We start from the raw sequence: 13,242 nt of genomic DNA on the forward strand, positions 1-13,242 counted from the left end.
CGAGTCTTTGATACTCGCGGATGAGTCTTTTATACTCGTGAACGAGTCTTTTATACTCGTGAACGAGTCTTTAACACTCGCGGATGAGTCTTTTAACTCCACTCTCCTTTGCTGGCTTAACCTTCCACTGAGTTTGGATGCAGACTCAAAATAGCAATTTGTCAAGCTAGTTTTGAGGGTTTGTAGTAAGCAGTTTAGTGGTTAGAAAATAAGAACTAAATTCCTTACCCTTCGGGTTCGTTAGTCGCTCATGGGGGAAACCCCCAAGACCGCGCTAACTCACTACGAACTTGCTTATCCATCAATTTAAACTTGACACACTAGTAAATATCACTGAAAGATATTTTCTAATTTATTGACCAGATTTTTTCAAATGTTAATAACGATAGACATTTGAACCCAGTATCTAATGACGATCGCACTTTTTTATGAAACTCTTCTATACGGTTAACTCTCAGTACGCACGCATAGTACGAGCCGCTATCCTTGAACTAAATTTATCTGAGCGAATCGAATTACAAATAGTCTCTGTTCGCGATCCGAACAGTGAATTACTAAATTACAATCCTACAGGTAAAGTTCCAACGTTAGCGACTGATGACGGATTTATCTTGAGTGAGACATATATCATCAGCACTTATCTCAATCAGTTAAATCCTGAAATTAAACTTGTTGCTGACAATTATGATGGATTTTCTCGGCAACTTGAAGGTATAACAAGTGCATTTATAGATGGCATTAGCATTTGGACACGGGAGTTAAAGCGTTCCCACAGTGAGCAGTCTCCTGGGGTGATTGAGTTTGAGCGTGAGCGAGCATTAAGAATTTTGGACTACTTCGAGAAGATATCAGATAAACTCGACCAAACTCCAAAACTTGCTCATATAACCCTCGCCTCTGCACTTGGATTAGAAATCCGTCTTCCCGATTTCCAATGGCGGCAAAAATATCCAAAACTTGCTAATTGGTACAATGAATTCTCTAAACGATCCTCTATCCAAGCAACAAAACCAGAATCCTAATAAGTAACATTTTATTGTTGCAAATAAGAGAACGAAAAAATCATAAGTATGCCCTCGCAAATAGAAATATGAGTACAAAAAAACAACTTAAACTCGGAGCATTTTTACCCGGTAGTGGTCATCACGTCGCAGCATGGCGACATCCCAATACCCCAGCTGATGGAGGTTTAAACTTTCAACATTATAAGCATCTGGCACAAACGGCTGAACGGGGAAAATTTGATATGCTTTTCCTCGCAGATGGTTTAGCCGTCTGGGATCGAGGACAAGGGACTGAGGCTTTTAGCCGTTCGGGACAATTCAGTGTCCACTTTGAACCTTTAACTTTGTTATCTGCTCTGTCTGCGGTAACAGAAAATATCGGATTGGTGGCGACATCATCAACGACTTATGATGAGCCTTTTCATCTCGCCCGCAAGTTTGCATCACTAGATTATCTCAGCGGTGGTCGTGCCGGATGGAATCTTGTAACCTCTGCTGCTGAAGCCGCAGCGCAGAATTTCAGCCAAGAAAACCACCTAGAACACTCGCTACGCTATGAACGGGCCAGGGAATTTGTGGATGTTGTCACCAAACTTTGGGACAGTTGGGAAGACGATGCTTTCCTCCACAATAAGGAGTCAGGTATTTACTTCGATGCAGAAAAGCTGCATATTCCCCACCACAAGGGCAAATATTTCTCAGTGCGCGGGCCGCTCAATGTGGCGCGTCCACCACAAGGATATCCAGTAATCGTACAAGCTGGATCTTCCGAGGCTGGACAGGATTTAGCTGCCCAAACAGCAGAGGCGATTTTCACTGCACAACAGACATTGGCAGAAGCTCAAGCCTTCTATACCAGCGTTAAGGGGAGATTGGCTAAATACGGACGTTCCCCTGACCATCTCAAAATTATGCCAGGGGTATTCCCGGTAATTGGTAAGACTGAGCAAGAAGCTAAGGATAAATATGAGCAACTTCAGGAGTTGATTCATCCCCTGGTTGGATTAGGGCTACTTTCGGGGCTAGTAGGTGGCCATGATTTGTCTAAATATCCCTTGGATGGGCCACTGCCGGATCTGCCAGATACCAACGGTGGCAAAAGCCGCTTGCAGCTGATTACCGATCTTGCCCGCAGAGAGAATTTAACAATCCGACAACTGTATTTGTGGATTGCAGGAGCGCGGGGACATCGAACGATTCTCGGAACACCAGAACACATTGCCGATCAGTTAGAAGATTGGTTTGTTAATGGTGGGGCTGATGGATTTAACATCATGCCGCCCTGGCTACCTGGAGGTTTAGAGGAATTTGTAGACTTGGTAATTCCCGAACTGCAACGCCGAGGAATATTTCGTACTGAGTATGAAGGTAGTACTTTGCGCGAAAATCTTGGTTTGCCTCGTCCAGTGAACCAGTTCATTACAAAGACTGCTCCTGAACCTGTAAGCGCCGGTTCCTTGGCATAGTAATAATTGATAGATAAATTCTTTGTAGAGACGGCGATTTATCGCGTCTCTTGAAGCGACGGCTTTGATTTATCTCAAACTTCATCTGGTTTGTTATTCCAGTGGTTTTAACAATACAATCAAGTCGTCTCTAAGGAAACTTTTTATCGTGTTGGGCATCTTAACGGTTCTACTATCCTCCTTTGTTTTGACGTTTCACAACGTTACAGTCCGAGTTTTGTTTTCAGAACATCTCGTACTAGGTTTATTTTTACTCGGTGGATACGTTAAACCGGATTTGCAGAATTCCTTCTTGCTGATGTTCATGCGAATGCTGCTGGTGGTTCCACTCATGGCATCTCTATCATTCAAGCTATATCCATCTGCTTGGACAGAACTCCAAGACTTGTTTACCCGCGATCGCAGGGATGTTCTAATCCAAGCTCTTGGCTGTGGAGTGCTGATGTTTGTGTATGTTGCCTCACTCTACATTGCTATTGGCTTGATTCCCACAGGCATTGCCTTGACCCTCTTTTTCACCTATCCCGTATTTACAGCGCTGCTATCTTGGAGGTTTTTTGGCGATCGCCCCACATTGTTCCGTTGGCTAGTAATGGCTATTATTCTGGTAGGAAGCGCTCTCACCATTCCCCAATCTTCTGCCACCTATAGCAGTCATACCATTGCGATCGGCATTTTCGCTAGTTTTGGCGCTGGGATTGTGTACGCCTTTTTTTGCATCATTGCTCAAAAATGTTTAGAAAAATTCCATCCAATTCCCTTTACTTGGATCAGTTTTGCCTGCACTCTACTGCTTGCCGGTATTAGCTTACTGTTTTGGCCAGGTAAAAGCACCCAACTTGATTGGACACCTCTATGGATTGGTAGTATATTTTCCGGTCTTGTCAGCTTTCTCGGACACACTCTAACCAATGTGGGGATTAGGATGGTTGGCGCATCTACCGCTTCCATAATTGGCTCTAGCAGTCCAGCATTGACGGCGCTAATGGCATGGATAAGCATTAACGAAACTTTAAACGTGATTCAGAGTATAGGGATTGGTGTTGTCACATTGGGCATCGCGTTACTTAGTGCCGAAGGCTTTGTGAAATCGCTCAAAATTAGAAGTTGAAAAAGAGGCAAGGGTCATTTCCCCGCGCTCCCTCCACTCTTCTCCTTGCCTCTTCGTTGAACAGATCAACGCTACAATCTATCAGAAAAGCCAAGAAATAGTTAAATCTAGAGTGCCTACATGACAGCTGATTTGACATCTACAGCGACATTTGACTTTGTTACCGTGCTATCCCAGGCTACGGCTGCATATCGAGGACAGAGAAGTACACGCCCTAGCACTGAAATATTAGTAAATGCTTTGCTACAAGCAGAAAAAGCTGCCAAACGGCAGCGATTGACTTATCCGTTTGAGTCTCTTTTAGGTAAATGGCAACTTTGCTTTGCCACTGGCACTAAGAAAGTCAGACAGCGTGGAGGAATTGTATTAGGCAAGGGTTTATATGTACCCAAGTTTATCGCAATCCATATTTCCTTTCATGCTGCTTTGGAACAGGATTCAGGCAGAGGCGAAATTGCTAATCAGGTTGAATTTAGCCCATTTTTATTGAAACTTACAGGCCCAGTGCAATATTTAGGTAAGAAAAATTTATTGGCGTTTGACTTTAACCAGATGATTCTCAGTCTGTTTGGTGGTGTTGTTTATAACAGAGCAATCCGTTCTGGTAAAGTTCAAACAAAAGATTTTTATGACCAGTCTATAGCTAAACTACCCTTCTTTGCCTTTTTTTTAGTGACAGAAGATTTTATTGCGGCTCGTGGCCGGGGAGGAGGCTTGGCATTTTGGATTCGAGAAATTTAATTTGTTTGTTTCATTCCACGAAAAGCTACTGTTGATTAAGTTTACACAGTTCGTCTGATTCGAGCATTTATCTTGCATTATCAGAGAAGTATATGCTACTATTGATAATTGTGTGGTTAAGGACGTATAGCTCAGTTGGTTAGAGCGCTACGTTGACATCGTAGAGGTCACTGGTTCGAATCCAGTTACGTCCATTTGTTGTACAGTGACTAATTATTTGTCGTCGGTGACAGATGTAGATTAACTAATTATTTGTCACTGTTAACAGATTAATGTCACTTTTAACAAAATCTTGTCGCTGTTAACAAATTAGTGACTACTAGGCAGTCTGAATACCCGATATCAAAGATGAACTGCTACAGTCACAATAGCAGTCTAACAAGGACGTAACTGGATTCGCTTTCAACCCACCCTTTTCTAAAAAGCTTTTATACATAAACTGATATCAACACCTTTCAACCCGCCTCTAGCTAGGGCTTGCTGAAGAAACAGAAAATCTTGATAAATCAATGCCTTGAGTGTGATAAAAGGTGAATAAGGTGCAAGGAAAAAGACTTGATATTGCAAAAAATCAATCACTTTTTGCGATTGAAGAGATTGCTAGAATTTCTTTAGCTATCAATCTGTCTACGTACTGCCCTAACTCTGATTCTCGCAATTGATTTGGTACAGCAAGCGTTTGAGCTATTTGGCGTTGATGAGATAAGGAGTGCTAAGGAACCAAAATTATTTGAATCTGGTGGACTTCCTAAAGTAGAGGTAGAGGCTAAGAATTTTCCCTATTAGCAGCGCATGGGTTTGATGCAACTAGAATTTTTGTGGAGCGCAATTAATTATGACTGCTTTAACTTTACAATTACCTCCTAATCTGCAATTTACTGATGAGGAATTTGCACAAATTGTCGCTGTGAATAAAGAATTACGATTAGAGTTAACTGCTGAAGGAGAATTAATTATCATGTCGCCCACTGGGGGAGAAACGGGAAACCGTAATTTTGATTTATTAGGTCAGATATGGTTTTGGAGCAATCAAAATAATTTGGGAAAAGCTTTTGATTCTTCTACTGGCTTTAAACTGCCAAATGGGGCAACTCGTTCACCTGATGCTTCTTGGGTAAGGATAGAAAGATGGGATGCTCTTACCCCAGAACAAAGAAAAAAATTTCTCCCTTTGTGTCCTGATTTTGCAGTGGAATTAGTTTCTGAAACTGATGATGTGGAAGATACTAAAGCTAAGATGCAGGAATACTTAGCAAATGGCTTACAACTGGGTTGGTTAATTAATCCTAAAGATAAACAAGTAATCATTTATCGCCCAAATCTTGCGCCGGAAGTTTTACAATCTCCCACAACTTTATCGGGTGAAGATGTTCTCCCTGGTTTTGTATTAAATTTACAGCAGATTTTTACGTAGATGAATGATTATATTCTTGCTGACTAAGGCGAGGGTTAACAGTGCCAGTTACAGACTAAGTTCATCTCATTTTGGAGTTTCCTGAGCTTTTGTAATTTCTTCCTGGTTACTAGATTGTAGCTTTTCACGGGTTACTAAAAACTGTTCGCCCAAATCTGTAACATGAAAGTATTTAGTCAAATCGATTGATTCTTTCCCAAAATTACTCGCCCTTTCTACATCACTGATATAACCAGATTTTGTCTGAATTAATTTAAAATCGCGTAAACGCCTTAGCTCATCACCTACTTTACTTGATACATAAAATTCATATCTCGTCTTTGCTTTAGAATTCTTATTGAGTTGATCAATTTTCTCATAATCCTTCTCTGATAGCAAAAAACCAAACATAAAAGCTTGTGTTTCTTCTAAATTGTTCTGCTGTTTTACTAGTTGTTCTAGCTGTTGTGCTTGCAGCTCATCAATTTGCTTTTTCTGTTCATTAACTTCTTGCTTTAGTTCTTTAAACTTAGCTGTAAAACCGCCATCCTTAGAAAACCCAAAATCCTCTAGTCTATTGAGCAGACCAGAGTTAAACAATAAAACAATGGCAATGACTATAATATCAGGAGTTTCTATCTTTCTTGGTTGTTGCCCTTGTTTGAGAAATGTTGGGCTAATTAGGCTAAAGACCAGATAACTTAGTACTAATGCTGAAACAACTTCAATCCACCAATTTCTCCGATTTTTTTTCTCTTCTTGGCTAGAATTGCTTTCTAGTGATTTCTGATCTATTTGATTTTGATTGTTTTTTTCACTCATAAGTAGCCAACCTTAATTTAATTAAGTCTTATTCAGGATTAAGCTGTTCTATATTTAAATTGCATAAGCTAGGCGCTCATGCTGCCCACCCCACAAAAGTTATGTTTAATTCGGTTATGCAAATTAGATATTTTTTAGCTTACAAGTATAGCGGTTCCCATTCAGATGAGGTACAACATTACACCGCAAGGTGTAGGGAACATGCCCATTGGTGTCAACTTAACGTGAAACCGCACGTCCGCCAGGGATTGTAAATCCCTGTCTCATAGCTAAAGTCATCTGAAGATGACTAAAATATCGCCAAAAATCCCTAGTCTACTTCAGTAGACTTGCGCTATTAGTCAGGGAATTATATTCCCTGGCGGGCTGGCGGGTGAACAACACCCAATGAGTACGCTATTTTTGGCTTAAGTTGACACCAATGGGCATGTTCCCTAGGCTGTACCTCACTAGGTCGGGAAACGCTATATTATCCATCAGAAGCGTAGCACCATCACAGAGGTCTATGCTAGATGATACTCCTTAATTAGCGCAGTTTTAATGAGCGGACAACGACTCATCCCCAGCACCGCCACTTTGTTTCACAAATCCATAACTGTGCGGTAATGCGCTTCAATCTGCGCGACGGTTTCAGACTTACGCTTTGTCTGCCATTGACTACGATCAAATAATTCTTGCCGCAATTCATCAATATTGATTGTTGTCACTTGATGATTTTTAACAATTTGTTTACCATTCACCCAAGCACTATCAACAACATTACTAGGTCGTCCTAAAACTAGCAATCCAATGGGATCTGTACGCGGTAGTAATGATAAATTGGTGAGGTCATAAAGTACTAAATCGGCTTGTTTGCCGACAGTTAAAGAACCGAGTTGATCTGCAAGATTCAATCCCTTTGCACCTCCCAAAGATGCCATTTCTACTGCCTGTCGGGGTGTAATCCAGTGTTGATAATCTGAGTCTGTAACGTTGTGCAACATTGAACCAATTTTGATTGCTTCTAGTAAGTCTTGGGAGTCATTACTAGATGCGCCATCACAACCAAAAGTTACATTTACTCCAGCTTGGCGATATTTTAAAATCGGGGCGATGCCACTGCCTAAACGCAGGTTACTTAAGGGATTATGAACAACTGTAGATTGAGTTTCGGCGAGGATGGCGATATCAGTATCATTTAACCAGACGCAATGGGCTAGAGTTGTGCTGTTGCTCAAAAATCCGATTCTTTTCAAATGTTCCACAGCAGTACAACCGTACTTTTCTTGGGCGAGTTTTTCCTGTGCTTTGGTTTCGAGTAAATGGGAGTGACGACAAAGATTGTAGCGATCGCTTAACTCGATACATCCTGCAAATAAAGCATCAGTACACAATTGTATCCCTGTTGGTGCAACTAAAATACTCACACCCTCATCTGGGCGATGAAACTGTCTCACCGCCTCTTCGATGATTTCTAAGGTTGCCGCAGTTGAGCGAAAATAAGGTTCATGATTTTGGGTTGATTCCCCGGATGGGATACCTGCGCTAAGGGATTCATCTTGAATTAAGGGGGCGATAAAGGCGCGAATTCCCACTTCTCTGTAAGCGCGAGTTGCAATGGCGATGGTTTCTAACTCAAGTCCGGGAATTAACACTAGATGATCTACCACACTCGTCCCGCCAGAAAGTAAGGTTTCCACCGCAGTACCTAAAGCACTCAGATAAACCTGTTCGGGATCGAGGGGGGCAAAATCATACAGTTCCGCCAACCATAATTCTAAAGGGAACGTTGACATAATTCCTCGCTGCCACATCTCTGATGAGTGGGTGTGGGCGTTGAAAAAGCCAGGTAGCAGTAGCTTATTTTTGCCATCGATGGCAGTGCCAATTACTTGTAGATTGGGGGAAATGGCGGCAATTTTACCATCTACAACTTGTACATCTACCGTTGCATAATCATCACTGCTAGCAATTAGAACATTTTGGATGGTGAAATTTAACATATTTAACCTTGATTAAGCAATTGTATTCTTGACTGAATTTCAAGTTAAAAATAGAAAATGGTGTAGGGTATTGCAATTTTATGAATCTGCCTTTTCGGACATTGGGAGTATCACCAAATGCGTGGACAGTGAATCATGCGATCGCAGATATCACTCGTCCTCAAAAGACCCCACAGCCTGTTATTTTATCAACAGAAACAAAAACCCTGCATCTAGACTTGGCAAAAGCTGCTATCCTCGTCATTGATATGCAAAACGACTTCTGTCACCCTGATGGCTGGTTAGCGCATATCGGCGTGGATGTAACTCCGGCGCGTCAGCCCATTGAACCTTTGAATAACTTACTTCCCGAACTGCGTGAGGTTGGTGTTCCAGTCATTTGGGTAAATTGGGGGAATCGTCCCGATTTGCTGAATATTAGTGCTAGTTCGCGTCACGTCTATAATCCCACAGGGGAGGGTGTGGGATTAGGCGATCCACTGCCGAGCAATGGTGCTAGAGTACTCATGGCAGGTAGTTGGGCGGCGGCGGTAGTAAACGAACTAGAACAGCTTCCCGAAGATATTCGTGTGGATAAATACCGCATGAGTGGGTTTTGGGATACGCCATTAGATAGTATCTTGCGGAATCTGGGAAGGACAACATTATTTTTTGCTGGTGTTAATGCCGATCAATGTGTGCTAACCACGTTATGTGATGCCAACTTCTTAGGATATGATTGCGTTTTAGTTAAAGACTGTACCGCTACTACTTCTCCTGAATATTGTTGGCAGGCGACACTGTATAACGTCAAACAATGCTTCGGTTTTGTTGCTGAATCGCAAGCAATTTTAATAGCGCTGCAAAAGAGTGAAGAGTGAATCAATTTGGGATTTGGGATTTTAGATTGCTCTCATGTCTAAATACTCTTTTTTAGATCGAGGATTTTAGATTTTTTATCGCTACTGCGTTTAAATTCGCTTGCCATCAGAAATTTTTAAGTTTTGGATTCTGGATTAAATAATTTAAAATCCAAAATTTAAAATCTAAAATTCTGTGATTCAGAATTTGGATTTGAGGAATTTTCATACCCATCGATAACTTCAGAGGGGATAAATCAATGTACGCTACTCGTTGTGTAATTCCGGTGATCAAATCTCCCAAAGATTACCAAGTATATCGCATCAATCCCAACGACACTAATCGATTAGCAATCATCTTCGATTCCACAAATGCTAATACTTCCTTGACTTGCTGCATAGAAATTTTTGATGTTGGTGGACAAACACCCCCAAATCGCCATCAGTGGGCGGTGGAAATGTTTTTTGTTCTCAAAGGAGAAGCGATCGCTATGTGTGACGGCAAGAGTGTCACGATCAAAGCTGGGGATAGTTTATTAGTGCCTCCTACTGGAACTCATTTGATTAAAAACACTGGTTCTACTCGCTTGTACACTTTGACTGTTATGGTTCCCAATGAAGACTTTTCAGAATTGATTCGCAGTGGTATTCCGTCAGAGTTAGATGCAGAAGATATGGCAGTATTAGGAAGATTTAATGCTTTGATGCCTTGTTAGAGATATTTGAAACCTCACTTCTATTTCTCTCTCCTGCAAAGCTACGGTGTAGGGAGCATTCCAAATGTGTAAAAACATAATTTGTCATTGCTTCTCTTCACTACGCTTCATAAAGCCCTTCGGGCATGGCTTCATTTAGCTCAATGACGATTCATTATTGCACTCAACCCAGAAGCGCTATAAATTTCTTTAGGAAACTCCAAGAAATAAATTATCCAATATTGTGGGGTGGGCAACATGAGCGCCCAGTTTATAGGGCTATCGTGTCGCCATTGGTGTCAACTTAACGCGAAACCACTTGTCCGCCGGGAATTGAAATTCCCGTCTCATAGCTAAAGTCATCTGAAGATGACTAAATATTGCCAAAAATCTCCAGTCTACTTCAGTAGACTTAAGCTATTAGCCCGAAAATTTATTTTTGAAGTAATAAGTAATGAGTAATGGGTATTACTTATTACTTATTACTTATTACTCATTACTCATTACTCATTAGCGTATTGTACTATCTAGTTCTCAACAACTGCACAAAAGTATTACTCACCGTATTGTCTTTGGTGTCGGCGGCGTATTGAATCAAATCTTCCCGCAGTTCTTTGGCTGCATCTAAAGGAAGCAAGGTTGCTAGCAAGAAATAAACACCACGAAAACGCGGATCGCCCATTCTATCAACTAATAGTCCTTCGGCGGCATCAGTTTCGCCGAGAAAGTTTTGCACCAAGAAGAAATCCATGATTTTATCGTGGCGGAAATACCATTCTTTCTTGGCTTCGCCTTTTCCATCTTGCCACTGACGGCTGACTACCATTTTGTATTTCTCGTCTTCTAAAGACATGGCAACTTGGTGAAATTCATCCCCAGGTAAGGCTTGTTTGTCATCGAGTCGCATTTGGTAGACGGCGGCTGAGAATCTTTTGAGCGGAAATTCTTGTTTCCATTCTTGCTGGTATTCTGCTGCCATCAGGTTGTATTGCTGTTCTTGCAGGCGAAACAAGTTTGGCTGTTTACCTTGTGATAACATCAGCGCTACCACTGTGAGATCCATTGGATTGGAAAGAATTCGACAGACAGCATCTAACTCTTCTTTGGCTTGCTGGTTGTTGAGGACTTCTGTTAAATAATTGGTGCTGGCTTGGGCGTAATCAGCACCTTGAATTTTGGCATCTTTGGGGAGTCGCGGCTGGCGGGAGATCAAAAACTCTTGAATTTGTTGTTGTTCAAGGGGCTGCAAGTAGTAGGTTTTGGCTGTTGAGGGGGGTGTCCACTCTAGGGGCTGGGTTGTCATGATAATGTTGCCCCGGAAATAGCTTTCGACAAACTGGCAGATTTTTGCCCGTGTTTCGGCGGTGACTTCGTTGAGTCCGTCGATGCAGATATCTATTGCGCCACTGTAAATCAGGTTTTTCAGGAAGCCGGCATCTTGGGCTTGACCGTGTAGCTTGTCTTGGATGGCTTCAATTACGCCTTTATGACATTTTTGGGCGGGGAGATAAACGACTATGCGCTGGGAGTTTTGCAAGAGATGACGGAGAAACATCGACTTGCCTAAGCCGGAATCTCCTTGTAAGATAATTTGTCCTTGAATACTGGGTAGGGCTGCGGTAATTGGCTGGATGTCTCCTGAAGTGGGAACTTTGACTTTAGATTCTGGGAAGTATGATTGGTCATAAAAATTATCTAACCCGGCATCGGCTAATAGGGAGGGTTTGAAGGGTTCAAATAATTTGCGGCGGAAGGGGGGAAACCAGGTGAGGAGAAAGCCGACATAGCCGACGCCGAGAATCCGGCGTACCCAAGGGTTCCAGAAAAAGATGGCTTGGACTTGGGGAAATTTGGGGTAGGCAAAGATCAGGGCAAGCCAAAAGGCAATGTGAGCGATGATGGTGTTTCTGGCTTTGAAAAACCACTGCCAACCCTCAAGGTTATTTATCTGTGACTGCACTGCATAAGCTTTAGTCGGGTAGGAGGTTTTGAGGTTGTTGTAGTGGGATTGTAGCAAACCGATATCTTGCCATTTCCAGTTAACTTTTTTGTTCTCGGCAACTATGGAAATCTGTTCTGCTAAATCTTCTCTTAATCTCTCTAAGTCTTTACTAGGTTCCCAGACTTTGAGAAAAACCTCCAGCGTTTTCTTGCCTTCATCGTGGGTAAGTTTCTCAGGAATTGCTTTTCTTTCAGGTCTGCCCAGCCATGTTAGTAGGGTTTTTACGTTATCTGTGCCGCCACTCAGGAAATAAGACCAAAACCGCCAAAATTCAAAGTTTCCTGTATCTGACCCAAATATTCCTTGGTTTGGCTCATACGCATAATTCAAAACTATAACAACCTCTTCCAGCTTGAGTTGTTTTATCTTCCCCAATGCCACTGCCGCACCGCCACGAACGGAGGCGGGAACCTTTTCATTCTTGAGAATATTGAGGATGTCAGGGACATACTTGGCTGCGGCGTCTCCCAAGTTGCCCAATGCCGATGCCGCACCGCCACGAACGGAGGCGGGAACCTTTTCATCCTTGAGAATATTGAGGATGTCAGGGACATACTTGGCTGCGGCGTCTCCCAACTTGCCCAATGCCGATGCCGCACGTGAACGAACGTAGGCGTCCACCTTTTCATCCTTGAGGATATTGAGGATGTCAGGGACATACTTGGCTGCGGCGTCTCCAAAGTTGCCCAATGCCTCTGCTGCACCTAAACGAACGTTGACGTCCAGCTTTTTATCCTTGAGGAAATTGAGGATGTCAGGGACATACTTGGCTGCGGCATCTCCAAAGTTGCCCAATGCCTCTGCCGCACCTGAACGAACGTTGACGTCCAGCTTTTCATCCTTGAGGATATTGAGGATGTCAGGGACATACTTGGCTGCGGCGTCTCCCAAGTTGCCCAATGCCGATGCCGCACGTGAACGAACGTAGGCGTCCACCTTTTCATCCTTGAGGAAATTGAGGATGTCAGGGACATACTTGGCTGCGGCGTCTCCCAAGTTGCCCAATGCCGATGCCGCACTTCTACGAACGTTGGCGGGAACCTTTTCATCCTTGAGAATATTGAGGATGTCAGGGACATACTTAGCTGCGGTGTCTCCCAAGTTGCCCAATGCCGATGCCGCACTTCTACGAACGTTGGCGGGAACCTTTTCATCCTTGAGAATATTGAGGATGTCAGGGACATACT

Annotated in this window: 11 protein-coding genes and 1 tRNA gene; 8 read left to right on the top strand and 4 right to left on the bottom strand. The window is 42.6% G+C overall.

What is annotated here, in order from left to right; translation table 11 throughout:
- Nucleotides 1–428: 428 nt before the first annotated feature.
- From V7L31_RS29035 to V7L31_RS29055, 5 genes are all read left to right on the top strand, one after another.
- Nucleotides 429–1,022 (top strand): glutathione S-transferase family protein, encoded by a 594-nt coding sequence (locus V7L31_RS29035; protein WP_334699436.1) that lies wholly within the window; start codon nucleotides 429–431, stop codon nucleotides 1,020–1,022.
- 68 nt (nucleotides 1,023–1,090) lie between these two features.
- Nucleotides 1,091–2,470 (top strand): LLM class flavin-dependent oxidoreductase, encoded by a 1,380-nt coding sequence (locus V7L31_RS29040; protein ID WP_334699437.1) that lies wholly within the window; start codon nucleotides 1,091–1,093, stop codon nucleotides 2,468–2,470.
- Between the two features lie 148 nt (nucleotides 2,471–2,618).
- On the top strand, nucleotides 2,619–3,581 hold the full coding sequence (locus V7L31_RS29045; RefSeq protein WP_334699438.1) for a DMT family transporter: 963 nt from the start codon (nucleotides 2,619–2,621) through the stop codon (nucleotides 3,579–3,581).
- A gap of 120 nt (nucleotides 3,582–3,701) precedes the next feature.
- Nucleotides 3,702–4,322 carry a hypothetical protein gene (locus V7L31_RS29050; protein WP_334699439.1) on the top strand — a complete coding sequence of 207 codons (621 nt, stop codon included), beginning with the start codon at nucleotides 3,702–3,704 and terminating at the stop codon, nucleotides 4,320–4,322.
- 120 nt (nucleotides 4,323–4,442) lie between these two features.
- Nucleotides 4,443–4,516: transfer RNA gene (locus V7L31_RS29055), tRNA-Val, on the top strand.
- Between the two features lie 223 nt (nucleotides 4,517–4,739).
- Here V7L31_RS29055 and V7L31_RS29060 read toward each other — a convergent pair.
- Complete coding sequence (locus V7L31_RS29060) at nucleotides 4,740–4,901, bottom strand: hypothetical protein (RefSeq protein WP_334699440.1); 162 nt, start codon at nucleotides 4,899–4,901, stop codon at nucleotides 4,740–4,742.
- Nucleotides 4,902–5,157: 256 nt separating this feature from the next.
- Between V7L31_RS29060 and V7L31_RS29065 the strand changes: the two genes are divergently transcribed.
- Nucleotides 5,158–5,736, top strand: a complete 579-nt coding sequence (locus V7L31_RS29065; protein ID WP_334699441.1) for a Uma2 family endonuclease — start codon at nucleotides 5,158–5,160, stop codon at nucleotides 5,734–5,736.
- 66 nt (nucleotides 5,737–5,802) lie between these two features.
- On the opposite strand, the gene V7L31_RS29070 is transcribed toward V7L31_RS29065, so the two are convergent.
- Complete coding sequence (locus V7L31_RS29070) at nucleotides 5,803–6,537, bottom strand: hypothetical protein (protein ID WP_334699442.1); 735 nt, start codon at nucleotides 6,535–6,537, stop codon at nucleotides 5,803–5,805.
- A gap of 581 nt (nucleotides 6,538–7,118) precedes the next feature.
- A complete protein-coding gene (locus V7L31_RS29075; protein WP_334699443.1) occupies nucleotides 7,119–8,519 on the bottom strand; it encodes an amidohydrolase in 1,401 nt (466 codons plus the stop codon).
- 80 nt (nucleotides 8,520–8,599) lie between these two features.
- Between V7L31_RS29075 and V7L31_RS29080 the strand changes: the two genes are divergently transcribed.
- Together V7L31_RS29080 and V7L31_RS29085 are read left to right on the top strand one after the other, a co-directional pair.
- Entirely contained in the window at nucleotides 8,600–9,379 is a 780-nt protein-coding gene (locus V7L31_RS29080; protein ID WP_334699444.1) for a cysteine hydrolase family protein, read from the top strand.
- A gap of 239 nt (nucleotides 9,380–9,618) precedes the next feature.
- Nucleotides 9,619–10,074 carry a cupin domain-containing protein gene (locus V7L31_RS29085; protein WP_334699445.1) on the top strand — a complete coding sequence of 152 codons (456 nt, stop codon included), beginning with the start codon at nucleotides 9,619–9,621 and terminating at the stop codon, nucleotides 10,072–10,074.
- A gap of 502 nt (nucleotides 10,075–10,576) precedes the next feature.
- On the opposite strand, the gene V7L31_RS29090 is transcribed toward V7L31_RS29085, so the two are convergent.
- A partial coding sequence (locus V7L31_RS29090) for a HEAT repeat domain-containing protein (protein ID WP_334699446.1) occupies nucleotides 10,577–13,242 on the bottom strand: 2,666 nt, incomplete at its 5' end.

The sequence above is a fragment of the Nostoc sp. genome, from assembly GCF_036916655.1.
Taxonomy (GTDB): domain Bacteria; phylum Cyanobacteriota; class Cyanobacteriia; order Cyanobacteriales; family Nostocaceae; genus Nostoc.

Excerpts from the sequence above, each read along its gene's own strand:
- V7L31_RS29035 (WP_334699436.1), top strand. The coding sequence starts at position 429 with ATGAAACTCTTCTATACGGTTAACTCTCAGTACGCACGCATAGTACGA.
- V7L31_RS29040 (WP_334699437.1), top strand. The coding sequence starts at position 1,091 with ATGAGTACAAAAAAACAACTTAAACTCGGAGCATTTTTACCCGGTAGT.
- V7L31_RS29050 (WP_334699439.1), top strand. The coding sequence starts at position 3,702 with ATGACAGCTGATTTGACATCTACAGCGACATTTGACTTTGTTACCGTG.
- V7L31_RS29065 (WP_334699441.1), top strand. The coding sequence starts at position 5,158 with ATGACTGCTTTAACTTTACAATTACCTCCTAATCTGCAATTTACTGAT.
- V7L31_RS29070 (WP_334699442.1), bottom strand. The coding sequence starts at position 6,537 with ATGAGTGAAAAAAACAATCAAAATCAAATAGATCAGAAATCACTAGAA.
- V7L31_RS29075 (WP_334699443.1), bottom strand. The coding sequence starts at position 8,519 with ATGTTAAATTTCACCATCCAAAATGTTCTAATTGCTAGCAGTGATGAT.
- V7L31_RS29080 (WP_334699444.1), top strand. The coding sequence starts at position 8,600 with ATGAATCTGCCTTTTCGGACATTGGGAGTATCACCAAATGCGTGGACA.
- V7L31_RS29085 (WP_334699445.1), top strand. The coding sequence starts at position 9,619 with ATGTACGCTACTCGTTGTGTAATTCCGGTGATCAAATCTCCCAAAGAT.